The sequence below is a fragment of the Streptomyces sp. NPDC107581 genome, assembly GCF_055657175.1.
In genome coordinates, this window is sequence record NZ_JBVKBH010000006.1 from 395,047 (window position 1) to 419,137 (window position 24,091).

Genomic DNA, 24,091 nt, shown 5'->3' on the forward strand with positions numbered 1-24,091 from the left:
GCACGCGTCCCTCCCAAGATCCGCCCGGCAGGCGGCCGGGGTCAGGCGTCGAGTTCGCGGACCGCCGCCGCGAACGCGTCACCGCGCTGGTTGTAGTTGGTGAACATGTCCATGGAGGCGCAGGCCGGGGCCAGCAGCACCGTGTCGCCGGGCTGAGCGAGCCGCTTCGCCTCCGTCACCGCCTGGAGCATCGCCCCAGTGTCGGTCCGTTCGAGGTCGACGACGGGTACTTCCGGGGCGTGTCGCGCAAGGGCCTCGCGGATCAGAGCGCGATCGGCGCCGATCAGGACGGCACCGCGCAGCCGCCGTGCCGACTTGGCGACCAGCTCGTCGAAGGCGGCGCCCTTCGCCAGACCGCCCGCAATCCATACGATCTGCTCATATGACGCCAACGAGGCTTCCGCCGCGTGCGTGTTGGTCGCCTTGGAGTCGTCCACGTACGCCACCCCGTCGACGTCGGCGACGTGTGCGATGCGGTGGGCGTCGGGACGAAAGGCCCGCAGCCCGTCGCGCACGGCCGTGGCGGGCACTCCGAAGGCCCGTGCGAGGGCCGCGGCGGCCAGGGCGTTGGCGATGTTGTGCGGGGCCGGCGGGTTGACGTCGGCGACCTCGGCCAGCTCCTGCGCGTTCTTGTGCCGGCCCTCGACGAAGGCGCGGTCGACCAGGATGCCGTCCACGACGCCGAGTTGGGAGGGACCCGGGGTACCGAGGGTGAAACCGATCGCCCGGCAGCCCTCCTCGACGTCGGCCTCGCGCACCAGGTCCTCGGTGAGCTTGTCGGCCGTGTTGTAGACACAGGCGACCCGATTGCCCTCGTAGACACGGCCCTTGTCGGCCGCGTAGGCCTCCATGGAGCCGTGCCAGTCGAGGTGGTCGGGCGCGAGGTTGAGGACGACGGCGGAGTCGGCGCGCAGCGAGGGCGCCCAGTGGAGCTGGTAGCTGGACAGCTCCACGGCGAGCACGTCGTAGCGCTCCTCGCCGAGGACCGCGTCCAGCAGGGAGACGCCGATGTTGCCGACGGCGGCCGTGCGCAGCCCCGCGGCCTTCAGGATCGACGTCAGCATCTGGACGGTGGTGGTCTTGCCGTTGGTGCCCGTCACGGCCAGCCAGGGGGCCGCGTCGGGGCCGCGCAGCCGCCAGGCCAGCTCCACATCGCCCCAGACGGGCACGCCCGCCTCCGCCGCCGCCAGGAACAGCGGCTTGTCGGGCTTCCAGCCCGGCGCGGTGACGATCAGCTCGGTGCCTTCCGGCAGGGAAGCCCCGTCGCCGAGGCGCACGGTGATGCCGAGCGCCTCCAGTGCGGCGGCCTGCTCACGCGCGCGTGCGTCGTCGCCGTCGTTGACGACCGTGACGATCGCCCCGCGCGCGTGCAGCACCTTCGCCGCCGGGACGCCCGAGACGCCGAGTCCCGCGACGGTGACGTGCTTGCCCTGGAACTCAGAAGACCCTGACGGCACCGAGGAGGTCACTTTTCTGCTGCCCACCCTGCGTAGAAGAGGCCCAGACCGACGATGACACAGATGCCCTGAATGATCCAGAACCGGACCACCACCAGGACCTCGGACCAGCCCTTGAGTTCGAAGTGGTGCTGCAGTGGCGCCATGCGGAAGACGCGCTTTCCGGTGAGCCGGAAGGAGCCGACCTGGATGACGACCGACATGGTGATGAGGACGAACAGGCCGCCCATGATGGCGACCAGCAGCTCCGTGCGGGAGAGGATGGCCAGGCCCGTGAGGACACCGCCGAGCGCGAGCGAGCCGGTGTCGCCCATGAAGATCTTGGCCGGCGAGGTGTTCCACCACAGGAAGCCCAGGCAGGCGCCCATCAGCGCGGAGGCGACCACGGCGAGGTCGAGCGGGTCGCGCACCTCGTAGCAGGCGGCCGGGTTGGTCAGCGTCTGCGCGTTGGCGCAGGACTCCTGGAACTGCCAGACGCCGATGAACGTGTAGGCGCCGAAGACGAGCACGGAGGCACCGGTGGCCAGGCCGTCCAGACCGTCGGTGAGGTTCACGCCGTTCGACATCGCGAGGATCATGAACAGCGCCCAGATCACGAACAGCACCGGGCCGATCGACCAGCCGAAGTCCGTGATGAACGACAGCTTGGTGGAGGCCGGGGTGTTGCCGCGCGAGTCGGAGAACATCAGCGACAGCACCGCGAAGGCGATGCCGACGATGAGCTGGCCGGCCATCTTCGCCTTGGCCCGCAGGCCCAGCGAACGCCGCTTGACGATCTTGATGTAGTCGTCCAGGAAGCCGACCAGACCCATGCCGACCATCAGGCCGAGCACCAGCAGCCCGGAGAACGTCGGCGGCTTGCCGGTGATCACCTTGCTCAGGAAGTAGGCGGCGACCGTCGCCAGGATGAAGGCGATGCCGCCCATGGTCGGCGTACCGCGCTTGCTCGCGTGCTCGCGCGGTCCGTCGTCACGGATGTACTGGCCGTAGCCCTTGCGGGCGAGCAGCTTGATCAGCAGCGGGGTGCCGACCAGCGTCAGAAAGAGGCCGATGACTCCCGAGAACAGGATCTGGTTCATCATCGGGCGGCAACCTCACCCTCGGCGCCGGTCTCGACCAGCGCCTGCGCGACGCTTTCGAGCCCCACCGAACGGGACGCCTTCACGAGTACGACGTCACCCGGGCGCAACTCGCTGCGCAACAGGTCGACCGCCGCCTGTGCGTCGGACACGTGCACCGACTCCTCACCCCACGAACCCTCGTTATATGCGCCCAGTTGCAGCCAGGAGGCCTCAGTCCCCCCGACCGCGACGAGCTTGCTGACGTTGAGCCGGACGGCGAGCCGCCCGACGGCGTCGTGCTCGGCGAGCGCCTCGTCCCCCAGCTCGGCCATCTTGCCGAGCACCGCCCACGTGCGGCGCCCCTTGCCCATGGCCGCGAGCGCCTTGAGGGCGGCCCGCATGGACTCGGGGTTGGCGTTGTAGGCGTCGTTGACGATGGTCACGCCGTCCGGGCGCTCCGTGACCTCCATGCGCCAGCGGGAGAGGGAGCCCGCCTCGGAGAGCGCGAGGGCGATCTCGTCTGCGGACATGCCCAGCTCATGGGCGACGGCGGCCGCGGCGAGCGCGTTCGACACGTGGTGCTCACCGTACAGGCGCATGGTCACATCGCTTGCACCGGAGGGTGTGCGAAGTCTGAAGACGGGCTGTCCACTGTCCGTGAGTCGCACGTTCTCGGCCCGTACGTCCGCTTCGGCCGACTCTCCGAAAAGGACCACCTTCGCCTTGGTACGGGGGGCCATGGCGCGGACCAGCGGGTCGTCGGCGTTGAGGACGGCGGCGCCGTCCTCCGGAAGACCTTCGATGATCTCGCCCTTGGCCTGGGCGATCTGCTCCCGGCCGCCGAACTCGCCGATGTGGGCGGTGCCGACGTTGAGGACGAGGCCGATCTTCGGCGGCGTCAGGTCGGTGAGGTAGCTGATGTGGCCGATGCCGCGGGCGCCCATCTCCAGCACGAGGAACTTGGTCTCCTCGGTGGCGGACAGGGCCGTCAGCGGCAGGCCGATCTCGTTGTTGAACGAGCCCGGCGTGAACACCGTGGGCGCCTTGTGCCGGAGCACCTGGGCGATCAGGTCCTTGGTGCTGGTCTTGCCGGCCGAGCCGGTCAGGGCGACGAGGGTCGCGCCGAGCCGGCGTACGACGTGCCGGGCGAGGGCGCCGAGGGCGCTCTGGACGTCCTCGACGACGATCGCGGGCACGCCGACGGGCCGGGAGGCCAGCACGGCCACCGCACCGGCCTCGACGACCGCCTGGGCGTAGTCGTGGCCGTCGACGCGCTCGCCGACGAACGCGGCGAAGAGGCTGCCTTGCCGGACCTCGCGGGAGTCCCGGACGACCGGTCCGGTGACCTGGACGGACGGATCCGGTATGTCGTGCGTCTGCCCGCCGACGACTGCTGCGATCTCGGCGAGGGAGAGGGCGATCACAAGTTCATCCCTGGGTCTTCTGGATAGCTTCGCGAAGCACTTGGCGGTCGTCGAAGGGACGGACCACACCGGCGATGTCCTGGCCCTGCTCGTGGCCCTTGCCCGCGACCAGCACGGTGTCGCCGGGGGCGGCGCGGCCCACGGCGGCGGCGATCGCGGCGGCCCGGTCCTCGAAGAGCAGCACCTCGCCGCGCTCGTGCGCGGGCACCGAGGCCGCGCCCTGGAGCATGGTCGCGAGAATCGCGAGGGGGTCCTCGGAGCGGGGGTTGTCGGAGGTCAGTACGGCCGTGTCGGAGAGCCGGGCCACGGCGGCGCCCATCGGGGCGCGCTTGCTCCGGTCGCGGTCGCCGCCGCAGCCGAGGACGACGTGCACCCGGCCCTTGGTGACCTTGCGCAGCGCCTTGAGCACCGATTCGACCGCGTCGGTCTTGTGGGCGTAGTCGACGACCGCGAGATACGGCTGCCCGGCGTCCACGCGCTCCAGACGGCCGGGGACGCCCGGTACGGCGGCGATGCCGTCGGCGGCGGCCTGCGGGTCGAGCCCGGCCGCGGCGAGGGCGACGACGGCGGCGAGGGTGTTCGCCACGTTGAAGGGGCCCGGCAGCGGCGCCCTGGCGTGGATGCGCTCGCCCTGGGGGCCGACGACGGTGAACGTCGAGTCCATGGAGCCGACCTGGACGTCCTCGGCGCGCCAGTCGGCGTCGGGGTGGCCCTCGGCGGAGAAGGTGACGACCGGGACGGTGGCCTCCTCGGCGAGCCGGCGGCCGTACTCGTCGTCGGCGTTGACCACACCGAGTTTGCTGCGTTGCGGCGTGAAGAGCTGCGCCTTGGCCCGGAAGTAGTCCTCCATGTCGGAGTGGAACTCCATGTGTTCCGGGCTGAGGTTGGTGAACACGGCGATGTCGAAGACGCAGCCGTCGACCCGGCCGAGGACCAGGGCGTGGCTGGAGACCTCCATGGCGACCGCCTCGACGCCGCGTTCGCGCATGACGGCGAACAGCGCCTGCAGGTCGGTGGCCTCGGGGGTGGTGCGCTCGGACTTGATCCGCTCCTCGCCGATGCGCATCTCGACGGTGCCGATGAGTCCGGTGGCGCGGGCGGTCTTCAGACCGCCCTCGACCAGATACGCGGTGGTGGTCTTGCCGGAGGTGCCGGTGATGCCGATCTGGAGCAGGTCGCTGCCGGGGCGACCGTAGATCGTCGCCGCCAGTTCGCCCATCCGCGCGCGCGGGTCGTCCACGACCAGGACCGGCAGTCCGGTCGCGGCGGCGCGCTCCGCGCCGGCCGGGTCGGTCAGCACGGCGACCGCGCCGAGGCCCGCGGCCTGGGTGACGAAGTCGGCGCCGTGCAGGCGGGCCCCCGGGAGGGCGGCGTACAGGTCACCGGGACGGACGGCGCGCGAGTCGTGGGTGATCCCCGTGATCCCGGCGGTGCTGTCCGGTGCGGCGGCACCCAGCTGATCGGCCAGTTCCGCGAGGGGTGTGGCGGAGGTGTGGACCGGTCGCGGCGGCCCCGGATATGTCACGGAAGCGCCCTTCTGGGTGGTTTGGGACTGATCAGCGTGTGGCACGGCGGTGAGCGTACCGGGCGCAGCCGCTCCGGAGCTAAAAGAGGGGTTCGGGCCGCCCTGGTTCCCGGGGGAGGGGGTGATCGTTGTCACGAGTCGGTTCCTGGTGCTCTTTTCGAGGTGCGGGGGCTGATCAGGGCTTGTAGGTGACGGGCAGGTTCGCGGGCTTCGCCCCGGTCGGCGGGACCTGGAGGGTCTTCAGGGCGAACTCCATCACCTGCTTGTAGATGGGTCCACAGATCTGGCCGCCGTAGTAGCTGCCGGAGGTGGCGTTCTGGATCGCGCAGTAGACCGTGATCCGCGGGTTGTCCGCGGGTGCGAATCCGGCGAACGACGAGGTGTAGCCCCGGTACCTTCCGGTGGCCGGATCCACGCGGTTGGCGGTGCCGGTCTTTCCCGCGACCCGGTACCCGGGGATGCGGGCCTTGATGCCGGTCCCCTGTTCGTCGTCCACGACGGACTCCAGCATCTGGGCGAGCGTCCTGGCGGTCTTCTCGCTGACCACACGGCTCTTCTTCGGCTGCGGGGCAGGGGTGAAGCGCCGGTCGGCACCCTCGGTGCCGCGCACCAGGGTCGGCTCGACGCGGACCCCGCCGTTGGCGATCGTGGAGTACACGGACGCGGCCTGCATGGCGCTGACGGAGAAGCCCTGGCCGAACGGGATCGTGTACTGCTGCGACGTCGACCACTTGCCGGCGGGCGCGAGGATGCCCCTGGTCTCGCCGGGGAAGCCGAGGCCGGTGGGGCTGCCGATGCCGAACTTCTGCAGGTACGAGTAGAGGACGTTGTTGGCCTGCGACTGGGTCCTGCCGAGCTGGCCGGTGGCGAGGATGGTGCCGATGTTGCTGGACTTGGCGAGCACGCCGTTGAGCGTGAGGTACCAGGTGTCGTGGTCGACGTCGTCCTGGAAGAGCCGGTCGCCGCGGTGCAGCCGGTTCGGTACGACGACATGGGTGAGCGGGGTGGCCGCGTTCCGCTCCAGCACGGCCGCCATCGACATCACCTTGGCGGTGGAGCCGGGCTCGTAGGCGTCCTGGACGGCCGCGTTGCCCATGGCCTCCCCGTCGGCCTTCGCCAGGTCGTTCGGGTCGAAGCCGGGCGAGTTGGCCATGGCCAGGATCTCGCCGGTGCGGGTGTCCTGGACGATGACGTAGCCGCGGTCCGCCCGGGACTTCTTCACCTGCTCGGAGATGGCGTTCTGGGCGGCCCACTGGATGTCGCGGTCGAGGGTCAGCTCGACGTCGGAGCCGGGTACGGCGGGGGTCTGCGTCGACCCCACCGTGGGCACCTCGCGGCCGCCGGACTGGGCGTAGCGGATCTTGCCGTCCTTGCCGGACAGCTGCTTGTCCAGCTCCTGCTCGATGCCGCCGCCGCCCCGGCCGTCGGCGTTGACCCAGCCCAGTATTCCGGCGGCGAGGTCCCCGTTGGGGTACACGCGCTGGCTGCTGGGGTCGGCGAAGACGCCGGCGAGCACGTTGGCCGTGCTCTTGTCGGTCTCGGCCTTCTTGGCGAGCGCGGCCCTCAGGTCCTTGATCTGCTTCCAGACCTGCGGGGTCTGACGGGTGGCGAGCCTGGTGTAGCGCGACAGCTTGTTCTCGGGCCTGAGCTTCTTGACGATCGTGGCCTGGTCCTGGCCGAGGATCGGCGCGAGCAGCGCGGCGGCCTGCTCGGGGCCGTCGCCGATCTTCAGCTGCTTGGCGGTGAACATCGTCGGGTCGGCCGTGATGTCGTACGCGTTCTCGCTGATCGCGAGGGCCACGCCGTTGCGGTCGGTGATCCCGCCGCGCTCGGCGGCAATGGTGTGCACCACGTACCGGTTCTGCTGGGCCTTGGCGGCGTATGCGCTGGCGTCGACGGCCTGGACCTGGAGCAGCCGTACGACGAAGGCGAGCATCACCAGGGTGAGCGCGAGGCCGACCAGGCGCAGCCGGGGGCGTGGGCGGCCGAGCCGGAGGGGCGGCGGGGGCATGGGCCGGGCCCCGCTCGGCCGGCGGACCGGACGGGCGCCGGGCCCGGGCTGCCGCCGGTCGGCTCCCCGCGGCCGGGGAGGCTTCGCGGGGCCGGGCACACGGCGGCGCGGCGGTTCCCTGTCGGACACTTCCGTCACCTGCCGGGGGTCGGGGTGGACGCGGGCTGGAGGGTGGAGAGCGGCGCCACCGTGTCTGCCGGGGCGGTCTCCGGAGCCGGGGCCGCGGGGGTGGGCGTGGGCACGGGCCGGCTGGGCGTGGCCGAGGGGGTCGCCGAAGCGCCGGCGGCCGGGGCGATCGTCTCGGGGGCGACCGGGGCGGTGAGGGCGGCGGGCTCGGGGCTCGCGGCGCCGGGCACCCCCTTGACGGAGCCGCCGGGGCCGAGGAAGGCCGGGTCGCCGCCGGGAACCATGCCCAGTTCGCGGGCACGGCGCTGGAGGGCGTCGGGAGACGAGTAGGCGTCGATGTCCCGCTGGAGGGCCTGTTCCTCGTCGGTGAGGCTCTTCGTCCGCTTCTGCAGGGCGTCGAGTTTGAACGAGCCTTCGCTGAGCGCGGAGTTCAGCACCAGCAGCCCGATGAGGCCGCCGCCGAGCAGCAGGACGACCAGGAGGACGAACGGGGTGCGGCCCGCGCGGGCGCGGCCGACCGGGATGAGCCGGACGAGCCGGGCGGCCCTCCCCCTCAGTGCGGGTTTCCTACTCACTGGCCCTCCGCCGGGTCGGACCAGCCGCCGCCACGGACGATCCGGTGCCACCGGCCCTCCAGCGGGTCCGGAAACCCAACCGACCCCGATTCGCTCACTCGGCGTCCTCCCTGATGCGCTCGGCGCCGCGCAGCCGGGCCGGGGCGGCCCTGCGGTTCTCGGCGACCTCTTCCTCGGTGGGAAGTTCGGCACCGCGCGTGAGCAGCTTGAGTCGCGGCTGGTAGCGCTCGGGCACGACCGGCAGCCCGGGCGGGGCGGTGGACGCGGCGCCGGCCGCGAACACCTGCTTGACCAGCCGGTCCTCCAGCGAGTGGTACGACAGCACGGCGACGCGGCCGCCGACGTCGAGGGCCTTCACGGCGGCCGGGATCGCCCGCTCCAGGACCGACAGCTCGCCGTTGACCTCGATGCGCAGCGCCTGGAAGGTGCGCTTGGCCGGGTTGCCGCCGGTGCGCTTGGCGGCCTGCGGCAGCGCGTCCCTGATCAGCTCGACGAGCCGCGCGCTGTTGCTGAACGGCTCCTTCTCACGCTCGCGGACGATCGCGGAGACGATCCGCTTGGCCTGCTTCTCCTCGCCGTACGCGCGCAGGATGCGCACCAGCTCTCCCGGCGGATAGGTGTTGAGGACCTCGGCCGCACTGATGCCGGCCGTCTGGTCCATGCGCATGTCCAGGGGGGCGTCCTGGGCGTAGGCGAAGCCGCGGTCGGCCTCGTCGAGCTGCATGGAGGAGACCCCGAGGTCGAACAGGACGCCCTGCACGCGCGGGAGGCCGAGACGGTGCAGCACGTCGGGCAGTTCGTCGTACACGGCGTGCACGAGGGTGGCGCGCTCGCCGAAGGGAGCGAGCCGCTCGCCGGACAGCCGCAGCGCCTCCTTGTCCCGGTCGAGGCCGATCAGCCGCGCCTCGGGGAAGCGGGTCAGCAGCGCCTCGCTGTGGCCGCCGAGGCCGAGGGTGCAGTCGACGACCACCGCTCCCGGCCGCTCCAGGGCGGGTGCCAGCAGATCCAGGCACCGCTGGAGCATCACCGGGACGTGTCGACTCTGGCTCAAGGGGGCCTCTCAGGTCCGGCGGGCCGTACGCACCGCCGGGTCCCCGCCCGCTCTGTGAAGGGGAGGCCTGCCGGCGCCGGAAGCGTCAGCCGACCGGGAGCGGGAGGAGGCCGAGCCGTACGTACGCGCCGCGCACGTGGGGAGACGGTCCGGGCGGGTGCCGGGATCTCCAGGGGTTTCACCAGCAGGGAGAGCCACGTCTCCCGCTTCGCGTCACTTTAGTCCACCGTGTCGCGCGGTCAATCAACCGGCCTGCGCGTCGCGTACCGCATCCCGGCCGGGGCCGCAAATGGAGCGGATTCACCCGCACGGCCCCTGTTTGCCCTCCCTGTGGGTTAGCTCACAACAAGCCGCGATGACGTTCTTTGTCCCCTCTCACAGCAGGCCGGGGCCGGAGGTGACCAGTAACGTCATGAGTATGACGACTTCCGCAGCAGTTCCCACTGGATCCGAAGGCGCCATAACCAGCGACGGCACCGTGACGGACCGCCTGGTGGAGGCCAACCGGCAGTACGCCACTGCCTTCACCGATCCCGGCATGGACGCCCGTCCCGTCCTGCACGTGGCCGTGGTGGCCTGCATGGACGCCCGGCTCGACCTGCACGCCGCGCTCGGCCTGGAGCTCGGCGACTGCCACACCATCCGCAACGCGGGCGGTGTGGTCACCGACGACGTCATCCGCTCCCTGACCATCAGCCAGCACAAGCTCGGCACCCGCAGCATCGTCCTCATCCACCACACCGGCTGCGGCCTGGAGTCCCTCACCGAGGACTTCCGCACCGAACTGGAGATGGAGGTCGGCCAGCGCCCCGCGTGGGCGGTGGAGTCCTTCCGGGACGTCGACCAGGACGTGCGCCAGTCCATGCAGCGGGTGCGCACCTCGCCGTTCCTGCTGCACACCGACGACGTGCGCGGCTTCGTCTTCGATGTGCGCACCGGCCTGCTGCGCGAGGTGGATCCGGCCTGAGCCCGGCCCGCCCGGGCGCACCGGCCTGCCCCGGACACCCCCGCCGTCCGCACGCAATCCGCCACCCGGGATCGAAAACGGTGGTCGAAATGGCCGTAAGACCGACATCGTGCGGGCAGTTGTCCACAGTCGAGTGACACGAATCGGTAACGGCAGCAAGAATGCGGGGTGTGGCGTCGCGCGGAACCTTTTCCGCGCGGTGCCCGTGTTTCGGGGTGGGCCGGTTTCGCATCGCAGAGCGTCGGCCCGAGTAAGAACGGGCCGAGGAGGGCCGGGTGACGACCTATGACGATCGAGCGAGCCTCACTGATCTGACCGCCACTGTGGAGCGTGTCCGCAGTTCGGTGGAGGGTGTGATCGAGGGCAAGCCCGAGGTCGTACGGCTTTCGCTGACCGTACTGCTCGCCGAGGGACACCTGTTGATCGAGGACGTCCCCGGGGTGGGCAAGACGATGCTCGCCAAGGCGCTGGCGCGGTCCATCGACTGCTCGGTGCGGCGCATCCAGTTCACGCCGGACCTGCTGCCCTCGGACATCACCGGGGTGTCCATCTGGGACCAGCAGCGCCGCGACTTCGAGTTCAAGCCGGGCGCCATCTTCGCGCAGATCGTGATCGGCGACGAGATCAACCGCGCCTCGCCCAAGACCCAGTCCGCGCTGCTGGAGTCCATGGAGGAGCGCCAGGTCACCATCGACGGGCAGACCTACGAACTGCCCAGTCCCTTCATGGTGGTGGCCACGCAGAACCCGGTCGAGATGGAGGGCACCTACCCGCTGCCCGAGGCCCAGCGCGACCGCTTCATGGCCCGTGTCTCCGTCGGCTATCCGAGTGTCGAGGCCGAGTTGCAGATGCTGGACGTGCACGGCGGGGTCTCCCCGCTGGAGGACCTCCAGCCGGTGGCGCACGCGCACGAGATCGTGAAGCTGATCGAGGCGGTGCGCGGTGTGCACGTCTCGGAGGCGGTGCGGCGGTACGCGGTCGAGCTGGTCGCGGCCACCCGCAACCACTCCGAGCTCAGACTCGGCGCCTCCCCGCGCGCGACGCTGCATCTGCTGCGCGCGTCCAAGGCGGCCGCCGCCCTCGCCGGCCGGGACTACGCGCTGCCGGACGACGTCCAGGCACTCGCCGTCGCCGTCCTCGCCCACCGGCTGCTGCCCACCGCCCAGGCCCAGCTCAACCGCCGTACGGCCGAGCAGGTGGTGCTGGAGATCCTGCACCACACCCCGGTGCCCGCCGCTCCGCAGCAGCAGAGCGGCTTCGGCGGCCTGGGCCGGGCCATTCCGGCCTATCCCCAGCAGCCCCCGCGGAGTCTGTGATGAGCGCCGGGGGGACGGGCCGGGCGGATGCCGAGAGCGGGGAGGCGGGCGGGATCCGTACGGCCCTGGAGGGGCTCACCACCCGCGGGCGTTCCTTCCTGGCCGCCGGGATCGCGGCCGCGGTCTGCGCCTATGTGCTGGGCCAGAGCGATCTGCTGCGGGTCGGCCTGCTGCTGGCCGTGCTGCCCCTGCTCTGCGCGACAGTGCTGTACCGCACGCGCTACCGGGTGGCGGGCAACCGCCGGCTCTCCCCCGCCCGCGTGCCCGCCGGCAGCGAGGCCCGGGTGCACCTGCGCATGGACAACGTCTCCCGGCTGCCCACCGGCCTGCTGATGCTCCAGGACCGGGTGCCCTACGTCCTCGGGCCGCGGCCCCGCTTCGTGCTGGACCGGGTGGAGCCGGGCGGCCGCCGCGAGGTGTCCTACCGGGTCCGCTCGGACCTGCGGGGCCGCTACCCGCTGGGCCCGCTGCAGCTGCGGCTGACCGACCCGTTCGGGATGTGCGAACTGACCCGGTCCTTCTCCACGTTCGACACCCTGACGGTCATCCCGCGCGTGGACCCGCTGGCGCCGGTCCGCTTCAGCGGCGAGGCCAAGGGCTACGGCGACGGACGGCAGCGCTCGCTGGCCCTGGCTGGCGAGGACGACGTGATCCCGCGCGGGTACCGCTACGGCGACGACCTGCGCCGGGTCCACTGGCGTTCCACCGCGCGCTACGGCGAGCTGATGGTGCGGCGCGAGGAGCAGCCGCGGCGCTCCCGCTGCACGGTCCTGCTGGACACCCGGGGCATCGGCTACGAGGGCGCGGGACCGGACTCGGCCTTCGAGTGGGCCGTCTCCGGCACCGCGTCGGTCCTGGTGCACATGCTCGAACGGGGCTTCTCGGTGCGCCTGCTGACGGACAACGGCAGCTCGGTGCCCGGCGAGGGCGCTGACGGCTTCGCGGGCGCCGGGCAGGCGACGGCGGACGCGGCCGGGCTGATGATGGACACCCTCGCGGTGATCGACCACTCCGACGGCACCGGCCTGTCCCGGGCGTACGACATGCTGCGCGGCGGGAGCGAGGGGCTACTGGTCGCCTTCCTGGGCGATCTCGACGAGGAACAGGCCGCGGTGGTGGCCAGGATGCGCCAGCGCAGCGGCGGCGCGGTCGCGTTCGTGCTGGACCCCGACACCTGGGTGCGCGAGCCGGCCGGTGCCCCCGGCCCGGGCGACCGGCACGAGGAACGGCTGCGCATGCTGCGCGAAGCGGGCTGGACGGCGCTGAGCGTGCCGCGCGGCGCCGCGCTGAACGATCTGTGGCGGCGGGCGGACCGGGAACGCTCGGGGCTGGCCGCCGTGAGCGGGGAGGCGCTGGGATGAGCGGGCGGGCACGACTGGCCCTGTGTGCCGCCGCGGCCACGCTGATGGCCGCGTGCGCACTGCTGCCCCTGGTCGACCAGCCCACGTGGCTGCTGCAGACCTTCCTGCTGGTCGCCGTGCAGACCGGAGTGGGCGCGGCTGCCCGGCGGGTGCCGCTGGCGCGGCCGCTGACCGTGGCGGCGCAGGCCCTCGTCTCACTGATGCTGCTGACCCTGGCCTTCGCCCGGCAGCAGGCGCTCGCCGGGCTCGTCCCCGGCCCGGACGCCTTCCGGCACTTCGCCGACCTGCTCCAGCAGGGTTCGAACGACGTCAGCCAGTACGCGATACCGGCACCCCTCACCGACGGCATCAAACTGATGCTGATCGGCGGGGTCCTGGTGATCGGCCTGCTGGTGGACGCCCTCGCGGTGACGTTCCGCAGCGCGGCCCCGGCCGGTCTGCCGCTGCTCGCGCTGTACTCGGTGGCGGCCGGGCTGGCCAACGGCGGCGCCGACTGGCTGTGGTTCCTGGCCGCGGCGGCCGGCTATCTGATGCTGCTGCTCGCCGAGGGCCGGGACCGGCTTGCGCAGTGGGGCCGTGTCTTCGGCGGCGTGTCCCGCGTCCCGGGCGACCCGGAGGGCGGCGCGGTGGCCCCGGTGCGCACCGGACGCCGGATCGGCGCGGTCGCCCTCGGTGTCGCCCTGGTGGTGCCGCTCGCCCTGCCGGCGATGCAGGGCGGCCTGCTGGACGCCGCAGGGACGGGGGTCGGCGCGGGCAAGGGGAGCGGCGGCACGATCTCCGCGGTCAATCCCCTGGTGTCGCTGCGCGACAGCCTGAACGTGGACAACGACCACCAGGTGCTGTCCCTGAAGACCGGTGCCGGCGACCTCTCGGACATGTACCTGCGGATCGTGTCCCTGGACGACTTCGACGGCACGACCTGGAAGCCGGCCCAGCGGCACATCGTCGGCGTGCCGGACCGGTTCCCGACGCCGACCGGACTGAGCACGCGCGTCAAGAGGACCACCGTGACGTCGACGATCACGGCGGCGGACTGGTACGCGCAGGACTGGCTGCCGATGCCGTACCCGCCGAGCAAGGTGAGGATCAGCGGCAACTGGCGCTACGAGCCGGTCGGCATGACGCTCGTCGGCGACCACGGCCAGAACACACGCGGCGAGACCTACCGGGTGACCAGCCTGGACGTGCAGCCGACCGCCGGGCAACTGGCCGACGCGCCGCAGCCGCCGGCGGCCCTGAAGCGCGAGTACACCAAGGTGCCGTCCCAGCTGCCGGAGGTGGTGGCCCGGACCGCCAAGGAGATCACCGCGGGTTCGGCCAGCCACTACGACGAGGCGGTCAAGCTCCAGGACTACTTCGCCGTGAACGGTGGGTTCCAGTACGACACCCGGGTGGAGATCGGCCACGGCCCGGACGCGATCGCGAACTTCCTGAAGAAGAAGCAGGGTTTCTGTGTCCACTTCTCCTTCGCGATGGCCGCGATGGCCCGCACCCTCGGCATCCCCGCCCGGGTGGCGGTGGGCTTCGCACCCGGTACCCCGCAGGCGGACGGCACGGTCTCGGTGACCCTGAAGGACGCGCACGCCTGGCCCGAGCTGTACTTCGAGGGCGTGGGCTGGACCCGCTTCGAGCCGACACCGACCCGGGGCACCACACCGTCGTACACCCAGTCGGTCACGCCCGGCAGTTCGCAGCCGGACGACGCCCTGCCCTCGCACGGATCGTCCACGGCGCCCTCGGCGGTCCCCTCGCCGAGCGACAGCTGCACGGCCCAGCTGCACAAGCTCGACGCGTGCGACAGCCCGTCCGCGGCGGTGGCCGTGCACGGCGGTGGCGGGGACACCTGGCGCGGGCTGTGGTACGTGCTGATCGGGCTCGGGGCCCTGGCCCTCCTGGCGGTTCCGCTGTCGCCCCTGCTGTGGCGGGAGCGCATGCGGTCCCTGCGGCTCGGCGCGCACGCGCGGACCGAGGAGGGCGCGGCGGCGCACACGCTGTCGGCCTGGCAGGAACTGACCGACAGCGCCTGGGACGTCGGCATCCTGCCGGACGAGTCGCAGACCCCGCGCAGGGCGGCGGCCCGGATCGTCGTGATGGGCCATCTCGACGCGACGGCCGGTGCCGCGGTGCACCGGGTGGCGGACGCGGTGGAACAGGTCCTGTACGCGCCCCGGCCGCGTCCGGTGGCGGGCCTGGCCGAGGACGTGCGGCAGGTGATCGCCGCGCTGAACGGCTCGGTGAGCGGACGGACCCGGCTGCGGGCGCGGTTCGCGCCGCGCTCGGCCGCCCGGGTGCTGTGGGCGGGGTCGGCCCGGTGGGCGGAGCTCAGGGCCCGTGCGGTGGCGGCGCGGCCGACGCTGCGCCGGCCTTCGGGACAGCGGGGCTGAGGCCTCGGCCGGGACAGGACATGTGTGAGGGGTGACCACCCGTCGGTGGTCACCCCTCACGCATGTCTGCTGTTGTCCGCTCGGACCGCGTCACGCCGGACCGTCGTACGGTCGGGCTGCCGTCCGGTCCGACCTTCGTGCGGTCAGTGGCCCTGCTCGTCCCGGCGGCGCTGCCAGCGCTGCTCGATCCGGTCCATCACGGAGCGCTTGGGCCGTGCCTGGCGGCGCGGGGCGCCCGCGGCGGGCTGCTCACCCGGCTTGGGGGCCTTCCGCCAGCCCGTGACGGCGAGCACGGCACAGCCGAGCATGACGAGGAAACCCACCACGCTGACCCAGATCTGCTGCGCGACCATACCGGCCATGAGGAGCGCGATACCCACGAGGAAGCCCGCGGCCGCCTGGTAGACCCGCCGACGGGTGTACGTCCGCAGCCCGTTTCCCTCAAGCGCCGACGCGAACTTGGGATCTTCGGCGTACAGCGCTCGCTCCATTTGCTCGAGCATGCGCTGCTCGTGCTCCGAGAGCGGCACGGAGTCCTCCTCATCGTGCAGTCGCCGGGGCGACCCGGGGGGTCCCTTCAGGATAGGCAGGGAATCGCCCCCGTGAAACCCGCCCCTCTACGCCAATTGGCCAACCGGAATCCGCCATGACGTCCCGGCTCGCTGAGGCTTCCATTCCCCGGCGGCCGACCCGTCATGCCGGACGGTATACCTCGATCATACGGCGCAAACCGCTCGATCGGGCGTCTTGTGGCGTACTCCATCTGCCGCCGAGCGCCTGATCAGCGGCGGGTGCCGCAGAGGCGCTCAGGCCTCCGCGGCCCCCGGCGTCTCACCGAGCACATGGAGCTGGGTGGCGACGGAATGGAACGCCGGCAACTCGGCGGCGGCGGCCTCCAGCTTCAGCAGGGCGTCGAGGGCGCCGGGCTCGGTGTCCACCAGGACGCCGGGCACGAGGTCGGCGAAGACCCGTACGCCGTGCACCGCGCCGATCGTCAGACCCGCGCCCTCGACCAGCTCGGTGAGCTGCTCGGCGGTGAACCGGCGCGGCATCGGGTCCCCGGCGCCCCAGCGGCCCTGCGGATCCTCCAGGGCCTGCTTGGCCTCCTTGAAGTGACCGGCCAGGGCGCGGGCGACGACGGCACCGCCGAGCCCCGCGGCGAGCAGGCTGAGGACGCCCTCGGCACGCAGCGCGGCCACCGCGTTGCGGACGCCCTCGGCGGGCTCGTCGACGTATTCCAGGACACCGTGGCACAGCACCGCGTCGTAGCCGCCGCGCTCGACCACGTCGAACAGGCCGTGGGCGTCGCCCTGGACGCCCTTGACCCGGTCGGCGACGCCGGCCTCGGCGGCGCGGCGCTCCAGCGCGAACAGGGCGTTCGGGCTGGGGTCGACGACGGTGACACGGTGGCCGAGGCGGGCGACGGGCACGGCGAAGTTGCCGCTGCCGCCTCCGGTGTCGAGCACGTCCAGCGACTCACGCCCCGTCGCCTTGATCCGGCGGTCGAGGGCATCCTGGAGGACCTCCCAGACCACGGCGGTACGGAGGGAGGCGCGGGGCCGGGAGGGATCGGAGCGCAGCGACGTCGGTTGCGGGCGGTGGTGGTCGACGGGCGGGCGCATCGGGTCCGACACGGCAGTTGACTCCTCGGCGCGGCACCGCCTCTGCCCGGCGGCGCGAACGGGGTGCCTCCCCGGCCCGGGTACGGGAGGAAGGAAGGCTTCAGGCGCCTTCCACCCTATTGCCTCCGGTGCCGTACCCGGTCACCGCGGCGGGCTACGGCCTCGTGCGTCTCGCACGGCGGACCGTCCGAGGTCAGCCCGCGTCCGGCAGGTCGCCGCGGGTGCCCGGGGGATCCTGCTCGTCGGCGTCCTGGCGGGGCTGGGGCAGGACGGGCTGGAGCACCAGCATCCGCTCGACGATCCGGAGGAACATCGCCACGTCGCGTATCAGGTCGTCGGCGTCCCGCTGTCCGGCGGCGCCGTCGATGCCGGCCTCGGCACGGGCGCGGCGGGCGGCGCCGGAGGCGAAGAGGGCGCTCCACTCGGTCAGTTCGGGGGCGATCTCGGGGAGGACCTCCCAGGCGCTGCGGATGCGGGCCCGGCGGCGGGGGGAGGGATCGGGGCGGCCCCGGGCGGCGAGGACGGCGGCGGCGGTGCGCAGGGCGGCGAGGTGGGCGGTCGCGTAGCGCTCGTTGGGTGTTTCCAGGACGGCGGCCTCTTCGAGGCCGGCCCGGGCCTGGGCGAGCAGGTGGAGGGCGGCGGGCGGGGCCGTGGCCCGGCGGAGCACGGGGTGCACATCGCTCGCGGGGCCGGTCAGTGAGGGGGCAGGGCCGGTGGCGCGGCGCCGGTGGGCGGCGGCTGCGGAAGAACTGGCCATGACGAACCTCCTGTCGTCTGGGTGACGGCACGGGTGCCGTATGTGCCCATCGTGCGGTATGGCACTGACAATCCGTTCTGACCTGGGACTTTGCTTCGCTCGTAGGTTCGGGCGTATTTTTGCACTGACCAGTCAGTTCAAATAATGGCAAGCAGGCAGGGGAGCTTGTGGACGGCGCGCACGTCACGGCCGAGGGTCTCGGGCTCAAGGGGCCACGGGGGTGGGCCTTCAGCGAGACCAGCTTCGACGCGGAGCCCGGTTCGCTGATCGCGATCGAGGGACCGTCCGGATCCGGCCGCACGAGTCTGCTGCTCGCGCTCACGGGACGGATGAAGCCCACCGCGGGAGCGGCCACCGTGGGCGGCTTCGCGCTCCCCCGGCACATGGCGGCCGTGCGCCGCATCGGCGCCGTGGCCAACGTGGCCGGGGTCACCGACCTGGAACCGGCCCTCACCGTCGGGGAGCACCTGCGCGAACGGGCGCTGCTGCAGCACAGGTTCGGCGGCTCCCTGCGCGAGCTGCTGCGGCCCCGCCCGCAGCGCACCCATGAGGCACGGCTGCGCGTCGACGCGGCCCTGGCCGCCGCCGGACTCGACCCGGAGACGCTCCCCAAGGGCTCCCGGACGGCCGTACGCGACCTGGAGCGGCTGGAGGAGCTGCGCCTGTCCATCGCGCTGGCCCTGCTCGGCCGGCCCGGGCTGCTCGGGGTCGACGACGTCGACCTGAAGCTCTCGGACGCCGAGCGCGCGGAGGTCTGGGACCTGCTGCGGTCCCTCACGCGCGCGGGGACGACGGTCGTGGCCGTGTGCCGCACCGCGCCCGAAGACTGCGTCCGCGTCACCACCCGCTCCGCCCGCCCCGCCCGGCGGAGCGCCGAGAAGACCGACGCCGAGAACGGCACCGAGACCGACGGCAATTCCGGCGGTGCATCGAGCGGTACATCCGGCGGTACATCCGGCGGTACATCCGGCGGTACATCCGGCGGTACATCCGGCGGTACATCCGGCGGTACATCCGGCGGCGGGAACGTAGCCGGAACCGACGACGACGCCGGCAGCAGGACCGACGGCGAGAACGACGCCAGGAACGACCAGAAGGAGGAGGCCGATGCGCTCGCCGAGCCTGGCCGTGCTTGAGCTGAGGCGCTTCGGGCGGGGCAGGCTGCCGCGTGCTGCCCTGGTCGCGCTCCTCGTGCTGCCCCTGCTCTACGGCGCCCTGTACCTGTGGTCGTTCTGGGACCCGTACGGGCGGCTGGACCGCATTCCGGTGGCCCTGGTGAACGACGACAAGGGCGCCACGGCCGACGGGAAGAGGATCACGGCGGGGGACGACCTCGTCGACGGGCTGCGCGACAGCCGGACCTTCGAGTGGCACGAGGTCAGCGACGCCGAGGCCCGCCGGGGCGTCGAGGACGGCACCTACTACCTGTCGCTGTCCATGCCGTCCGACTTCAGCGAGCGGATCGCCTCCAGCTCGGGCGGCTCCCCCGAGACGAGCGCCCTGCGGGTGCGCACGAACGACGCGAACAACTACATCGTCGGCCAGATCTCGCGGACGGTCTTCAACGAGGTCCGTACGGCCGCGTCCGGCAAGGCGTCCCGGACCTTCCTGGACAAGATCTTCATCTCCTTCTCCGGCATCCACGACAAGACCGTGACGGCGGCCAAGGGCGCCGACCGGCTCAAGGGCGGCATCGGGAAGGCGAAGAAGGGCTCCAAGGACCTCGCGGACGGCCTGCAGGACGCCAAGAGCGGCAGCGGCAGGCTGGCCAAGGGGCTGAAGAAGCTCGACACGGGCGCGGGTGACCTGGAGGACGGCTCCCAGCGGGTCGCGGACGGCACCCGGACGCTCGCGGCCAACGTCAACGGCGCCTACGGCAAGGCCGGTCCGTTCCTCAAGGACAACGAGAAGACCATCGGGGACACGGCCCGGCTGGTCGCCGACTCGGCCAAGACGGTCGGGCACAACCTCGACGTCCTGGTGAAGCTCGCGCCGGGGGCCGCCCGCACGGCCCATGCGTCCTCGGCCGTCCTGGACGAGGTCTACCGGACCCGCTGCGAGAGCGCGACCATCCCGGACCCGGTCTGCCCGGACCTGAAGAAGGCCAGGCAGGCGGCCGTCGACGTGGCCACCGTCGCCGACGACCTGAACACCCTGATCGCCGACCAGAACGGCGACCTGAAGACGATGCGGGACAACCTCGGCACGCTCCGGAAGCAGGCCCAGGCCCTCTCCGACCGCGCACCGCACCTCTACGAGGACGTGGACGACGCCGTCAAGAAGATCAACAAGCTGAACGACGGCGCGGCCCGGGTCGCCGCGGGCGCGAAGAGGCTGCACTCGGGGCTGGGCACCGCTCTGACGGGCTCGGCCACGCTGGACAAGGGCATCGGCACCGCCGCGTCGGGCGCCGAGACCCTCAACGGCGGCATGTACAAGCTGGTCGACGGCTCCGGGAAGCTCGCCGGCGGTCTGCACGACGGTGCGAAGAAGATCCCGGACTACGACAAGCAGGACCGCGACCGGCGCACCGGCGTGATGGCCGACCCGGTCCAGCTCGCCTCCCACGACCTGCACAAGGCGCCGAACTACGGCACCGGATTCGCCCCGTACTTCATCCCGCTGTCGCTGTGGGTGGGCGCAATGGTGGCGTACATGCTGATCGCGCCGCTCAACCGGCGTGCTCTCGCGGCCGGTTCGCCGGCCTGGCGGATCGCGCTGGCCGGCTGGCTGCCGGTGGCCGCCGTGGGCGTGCTGCAGACGGCCGCGCTGATGTCCGTGCTGCACTGGGCGATCGGCCTGCAGATGACGCGGGCGGCCGGCACGGTCGGCTTCCTGTTCCTGGTGGCGGCGTGCTTCGCGGCGATCGTGCAGTGGCTGAACGCCCGCTTCGGTGCGGCCGGCCGGATCCTGGTCCTGGCGCTGCTGATGCTCCAGCTGACCTCGGCGGGCGGCACGTACCCCGTGCAGACCAGCCCGGGCTTCTTCAACGCCATCCATCCGTTCCTGCCGATGAGCTACGTCGTGGCCGCCCTGCGCCGGCTGATCACGGGCGGCGGGCTCGGCCCGGTGTGGCAGGCGTGCGCCGTGCTGGCCGCGTTCACCGCGGGCGCCCTCGCGCTCACCGCGCTCGCGGCCCGGCGCCGCCAGGTGTGGACGCTGGACCGGCTGCACCCCGAGCTGACCCTGTGATCCCCAAGAAGGCCCTGCACACGCGCGTACCTGTGACAATCAGGGCCATGGAAAGCAGCAGCGCCACGTCCGGCGGCAGCACGCGCCGCGAGGCAACCCGGCAGAAGCTCTACGAAGCGGCCGTCACACTCATCGCCGAACAGGGCTTCTCGGCCACCACGGTGGACGAGATCGCCGAGCGGGCCGGGGTCGCGAAGGGCACGGTCTACTACAACTTCGCGAGCAAGTCGGTCCTCTTCGAGGAGCTGCTGCGGCACGGCGTGGGCCTCCTCACCGCCTCCCTGCGCGAGGCGGCCGAGCGGACCGCGGCCGAGGGCGGCAGCAAGGTGGACGCCCTGGACGCGATGGTCCGCGCGGGGCTGGTCTTCATCGACCGCTATCCGGCGTTCACCCAGCTGTACGTGGCCGAGCTGTGGCGCACCAACCGCGCCTGGCAGTCGACGCTGATGGTGGTCCGGCAGGAGGCCGTGGCCGTGGTCGAGGGGGTGCTGCGCGAGGGCGTGGCGGCCGGCGAGTTCAGCGAGGAGATCGACGTCCAGCTGACCGCGGCGGCGCTGGTGGGCATGGTCCTGGTGGCCGCGCTGGACTGGAAGTCATTCCAGCCGGAGCGCTCGCTGGACGACGTCCACGCGGCCCTGTCCCGGCTGCTCCAGGGACGCGTGAGCGGACGGGTCTGAGCACCCGGGGAACACGAGGAAGGCGCCGGTCCGCTGCCGGACCGGCGCCTTCCTGCTCCCCCGTCCTCCCGTACTTCCCCGTACGGTTCTTCCCCCGATGGTCCCCCGTGGTGGTCTGCCCCGGGTCCCCCGTGCCTCGCCTCCGCCGACGGATCGGCGGAAGGAGCGGCCAGGGCACGGGCACCGTTCCGCCGCCCCGTGCCGGCGGTACCGGTCCGCGCCCCTTGCCGTGTCCCCACTCTCTCGTGGACACGGAGTGCGGCCCATCCGCGCGCGTACTCATCTCGCCGTCTGAGTACGGATACTCAGGTGGGTGCGCGCGTGCCCGCGACGCGGGCTCGCCGCGTGGCTACGATCGCGTCCGTGTCAGTACTCCCCCTGGTCTTCACCAGCGGCTGGGCCAGCGGCATCAACGCCTACGCGGTGGTGCTGCTGCTCGGCCTGTTCGGCCTGACGGGGGTGAGCGACGAGGTCCCGCAGACCCTGCAGCGCCCGGAGGTGCTGATCGTGGCGGGCGTGCTCTTCCTGTGCGAGGCGGTCGCCGACAAGATCCCGTACGTCGACTCGGCGTGGGACACCGTGCACACCGTCGTGCGGCCGCTCGCGGGCGCCTGGGTCGGGGCGCTGCTGGCAGGGCACAGCGGCTCGCTGTCGGACGTGGCCGCCGGGCTGGTCGGCGGTTCGACCGCGCTGGCCAGTCACACCGTGAAGGCCGGGACGCGGATGGCGGTCAACACCTCGCCCGAACCGTTCAGCAACATCGCCCTGAGCTTCGCCGAGGATCTCGGGGTGGGCGGCATCGTCGCGTTCGCGATGTTCCATCCGGAGGCGGCGGCGGCCGTCGCGGCGGTGCTGCTCGTCTCGGGGCTCGTGGTGCTGGTGTTCCTCGTCTCCCGCATCCGGCGCTTCCTGCGTCGCCGGGCCCAGCGCCGGGAGGAGCGGCGGCTGGCCTCGCGGATGTCCGGGCCGCCGGGCTGAGCGTCCACGGGCCGCCCGTGGACCGGGCTGTCGGTGGCGGTCGATAAAGTCGCAGACATGGCACGGATTGCGGTGATCGGCGCCGGCATGGGCGCGATGGCGGCCGCTGCCCGGCTGGCCGTCGCGGGCCACCGGGTGACGGTGTACGAGCGTACGGAGACATATGGCGGTGCGGTGCGCCGCTTCGAGCGGGACGGGTTCGCCTTCGACACCGGCCCCGGGCTGCTGACGCTGCCCGCGGTCTATCGCGACCTGTTCATCAAGACCGGCAAGGAGCCGCTGGAGGACCGCGTCGAGCTGGTCCAGGTGGACCCGGCCGCACGGCACGTCTTCGCGGACGGCACGGAGGTGTCCCTGCCCAACGCCTCGCGTGCGGGTGTCGTCGCGGCCCTGGACGAGGCGCTGGGTGCGGGGGCCGGGCAGCGCTGGGGCGACTTCCTGGTGCGGGCCCGCGAGGCATGGGACCGCACGCGCCGGCCCCTGCTGGAGGAACCCCTGTGGCCGAACTGGCAGGTGCTGGCCGAGCGGGAGCCCTATCCGGCCGTCCCGCACAAGCGCCTGCTGCGCACGCGCCGGGCGGGCACGCCGGCCGAGATCGGTGCGTGGGAGCTGCGGGACGAGCGTCTGACGGCCCTCCTGGAGAGCCATGTGCTCGCCCACGGCCTGGATCCCCGGACCGCTCCGGCGAGCGCCGCCGTGCTGCCGTACATGGAGCACGCCTTCGGCACCTGGTATGTGCGCGGCGGCATCCGGGAGTTGGCGCGCGCGGTGTACGAGCGGTGTGTGCAGCGCAGGGTCGAGTTCGTCTTCGGCGCCGAGGTCACCCGGATCGTGGAGAAGGACGGCCGGGCGGCGGGGGTGGAGCTTGCCGGGGGCACCGCTGCCGGCTCCGGGGCGGGGACGGTGGCCGAGGCGGACCATGTCGTGGCGGACGTGGACCCGGCGCGGCTGCGGGCCCTGACGGAGCACCCGCTGGACGAGGAGGGTGATGCGCGGCACGACCCCGTCTCACCCCCGCCCGGGCGGTTCAGTGTTCTGCTGGCCCTGCGGGGCGGGCGCGAGGACCGGGCCGTCCATCGCACGGTGGTCCACGCCCCCGATCCCGACACGGAGCTGGACCTCCTGGTCTCACCCGGCGGCGACAGGCCCGTGTGTCCCACGGTGACCGTCCTGCGCCCCGACGACCCGGCGCTCAGACCGGACGGCGCACACGAGTCCGTGGTGCTGTCCGCCGTGGTGTCGACCGAGGCCGGCTGGGAGGACGCGGACACGGTCCGGCGCTACACGGACTTCCTCCTGGAGGCCGCCGGATCCGCCGTACCCGGACTGCGGGAGCGCCTGCTGTGGCACGAGGTGCGCACACCCGGCGACACGGAGGGCGCCACGGGCGCCCGCTCCGGGGCCGTGCCCGCTCCCGCTGTCGCCGCCGGCCGGGGCCGCTATCTGCACCCGGCGAACAGCACCCGGCTGCCCGGTCTGTACCGAGTGGGCGGCTGGTCGCACCCCGGCGGCGGACTCTCCCATGCCGGCATGTCGGGTGCGCTGGTGGCCGGGCTGATCGTGGAGGGCCCGGACTTCCGCGGCTCGCAGTGAGCCCGCGGCTCGCG

The 24,091-nt window shown here is 72.4% G+C and carries 19 protein-coding genes; 9 read left to right on the top strand and 10 right to left on the bottom strand.

Annotated elements, in window-relative coordinates; genetic code table 11:
• Positions 1–41 precede the first annotated feature (41 nt).
• From murD to rsmH, 7 genes are all read right to left on the bottom strand, one after another.
• Positions 42–1,469 (bottom strand): UDP-N-acetylmuramoyl-L-alanine--D-glutamate ligase, encoded by a 1,428-nt coding sequence (murD, locus tag ACZ7P3_RS17960; RefSeq protein ID WP_472082989.1) that lies wholly within the window; start codon positions 1,467–1,469, stop codon positions 42–44.
• The gene (mraY, locus tag ACZ7P3_RS17965) at positions 1,466–2,539 is read right to left on the bottom strand and encodes a phospho-N-acetylmuramoyl-pentapeptide-transferase (protein WP_153534922.1); all 1,074 of its coding nucleotides are present in this window, start codon (positions 2,537–2,539) and stop codon (positions 1,466–1,468) included. The genes murD and mraY overlap by 4 nt, the downstream gene beginning before the upstream one ends.
• Entirely contained in the window at positions 2,536–3,942 is a 1,407-nt protein-coding gene (locus ACZ7P3_RS17970; RefSeq protein WP_472082653.1) for a UDP-N-acetylmuramoyl-tripeptide--D-alanyl-D-alanine ligase, read from the bottom strand. The genes mraY and ACZ7P3_RS17970 overlap by 4 nt, the downstream gene beginning before the upstream one ends.
• Before the next feature lie 4 nt (positions 3,943–3,946).
• Positions 3,947–5,602, bottom strand: coding sequence for a UDP-N-acetylmuramoyl-L-alanyl-D-glutamate--2,6-diaminopimelate ligase (locus tag ACZ7P3_RS17975; protein ID WP_472082655.1), 1,656 nt, complete (start codon positions 5,600–5,602; stop codon positions 3,947–3,949).
• Between the two features lie 40 nt (positions 5,603–5,642).
• Positions 5,643–7,607, bottom strand: coding sequence for a peptidoglycan D,D-transpeptidase FtsI family protein (locus ACZ7P3_RS17980; RefSeq protein ID WP_472082657.1), 1,965 nt, complete (start codon positions 7,605–7,607; stop codon positions 5,643–5,645).
• Between the two features lie 5 nt (positions 7,608–7,612).
• Positions 7,613–8,179, bottom strand: a complete 567-nt coding sequence (ftsL, locus tag ACZ7P3_RS17985; RefSeq protein WP_472082659.1) for a cell division protein FtsL — start codon at positions 8,177–8,179, stop codon at positions 7,613–7,615.
• A 94-nt stretch (positions 8,180–8,273) separates the two neighbouring features.
• A complete protein-coding gene (gene rsmH, locus ACZ7P3_RS17990; RefSeq protein WP_472082661.1) occupies positions 8,274–9,230 on the bottom strand; it encodes a 16S rRNA (cytosine(1402)-N(4))-methyltransferase RsmH in 957 nt (318 codons plus the stop codon).
• A gap of 355 nt (positions 9,231–9,585) precedes the next feature.
• On the opposite strand from rsmH, the gene ACZ7P3_RS17995 reads away from it, so the two are divergent.
• The 4 genes from ACZ7P3_RS17995 (at position 9,586) to ACZ7P3_RS18010 (ending at position 15,258) form a co-directional block, all read left to right on the top strand.
• The gene (locus ACZ7P3_RS17995) at positions 9,586–10,197 is read left to right on the top strand and encodes a beta-class carbonic anhydrase (protein WP_472082663.1); all 612 of its coding nucleotides are present in this window, start codon (positions 9,586–9,588) and stop codon (positions 10,195–10,197) included.
• A 275-nt stretch (positions 10,198–10,472) separates the two neighbouring features.
• The gene (locus tag ACZ7P3_RS18000) at positions 10,473–11,513 is read left to right on the top strand and encodes an AAA family ATPase (RefSeq protein WP_472082665.1); all 1,041 of its coding nucleotides are present in this window, start codon (positions 10,473–10,475) and stop codon (positions 11,511–11,513) included.
• Entirely contained in the window at positions 11,513–12,874 is a 1,362-nt protein-coding gene (locus ACZ7P3_RS18005) for a DUF58 domain-containing protein (RefSeq protein WP_472082667.1), read from the top strand. The genes ACZ7P3_RS18000 and ACZ7P3_RS18005 overlap by 1 nt, the downstream gene beginning before the upstream one ends.
• Positions 12,871–15,258, top strand: a complete 2,388-nt coding sequence (locus tag ACZ7P3_RS18010; RefSeq protein ID WP_472082669.1) for a transglutaminase TgpA family protein — start codon at positions 12,871–12,873, stop codon at positions 15,256–15,258. Before ACZ7P3_RS18005 ends, ACZ7P3_RS18010 begins: the two co-directional genes overlap by 4 nt.
• Before the next feature lie 143 nt (positions 15,259–15,401).
• Here the strand turns inward: ACZ7P3_RS18010 and ACZ7P3_RS18015 are convergent, their stop codons facing one another.
• The 3 genes from ACZ7P3_RS18015 to ACZ7P3_RS18025 form a co-directional block, all read right to left on the bottom strand.
• Entirely contained in the window at positions 15,402–15,788 is a 387-nt protein-coding gene (locus ACZ7P3_RS18015) for a DUF3040 domain-containing protein (RefSeq protein WP_472082671.1), read from the bottom strand.
• A 276-nt stretch (positions 15,789–16,064) separates the two neighbouring features.
• Positions 16,065–16,892 carry a methyltransferase gene (locus ACZ7P3_RS18020; RefSeq protein WP_472082673.1) on the bottom strand — a complete coding sequence of 276 codons (828 nt, stop codon included), beginning with the start codon at positions 16,890–16,892 and terminating at the stop codon, positions 16,065–16,067.
• A gap of 181 nt (positions 16,893–17,073) precedes the next feature.
• On the bottom strand, positions 17,074–17,637 hold the full coding sequence (locus ACZ7P3_RS18025) for an SAV_6107 family HEPN domain-containing protein (protein WP_472082675.1): 564 nt from the start codon (positions 17,635–17,637) through the stop codon (positions 17,074–17,076).
• Positions 17,638–17,804: 167 nt separating this feature from the next.
• Between ACZ7P3_RS18025 and ACZ7P3_RS18030 the strand changes: the two genes are divergently transcribed.
• The 5 genes from ACZ7P3_RS18030 (at position 17,805) to ACZ7P3_RS18050 (ending at position 24,077) form a co-directional block, all read left to right on the top strand.
• The gene (locus ACZ7P3_RS18030; RefSeq protein ID WP_472082677.1) at positions 17,805–18,773 is read left to right on the top strand and encodes an ATP-binding cassette domain-containing protein; all 969 of its coding nucleotides are present in this window, start codon (positions 17,805–17,807) and stop codon (positions 18,771–18,773) included.
• Complete coding sequence (locus tag ACZ7P3_RS18035) at positions 18,745–20,829, top strand: YhgE/Pip family protein (protein ID WP_472082679.1); 2,085 nt, start codon at positions 18,745–18,747, stop codon at positions 20,827–20,829. The genes ACZ7P3_RS18030 and ACZ7P3_RS18035 overlap by 29 nt, the downstream gene beginning before the upstream one ends.
• A 47-nt stretch (positions 20,830–20,876) precedes the next feature.
• Positions 20,877–21,506: a TetR/AcrR family transcriptional regulator gene (locus ACZ7P3_RS18040; RefSeq protein ID WP_472082681.1), complete on the top strand. Its 630-nt coding sequence runs from the start codon at positions 20,877–20,879 to the stop codon at positions 21,504–21,506.
• 363 nt (positions 21,507–21,869) lie between these two features.
• Entirely contained in the window at positions 21,870–22,484 is a 615-nt protein-coding gene (locus tag ACZ7P3_RS18045; RefSeq protein WP_472082683.1) for a DUF4126 domain-containing protein, read from the top strand.
• A gap of 57 nt (positions 22,485–22,541) precedes the next feature.
• Positions 22,542–24,077, top strand: coding sequence for a phytoene desaturase family protein (locus tag ACZ7P3_RS18050; RefSeq protein ID WP_472082685.1), 1,536 nt, complete (start codon positions 22,542–22,544; stop codon positions 24,075–24,077).
• The last annotated feature ends 14 nt before the right edge of the window (positions 24,078–24,091 follow it).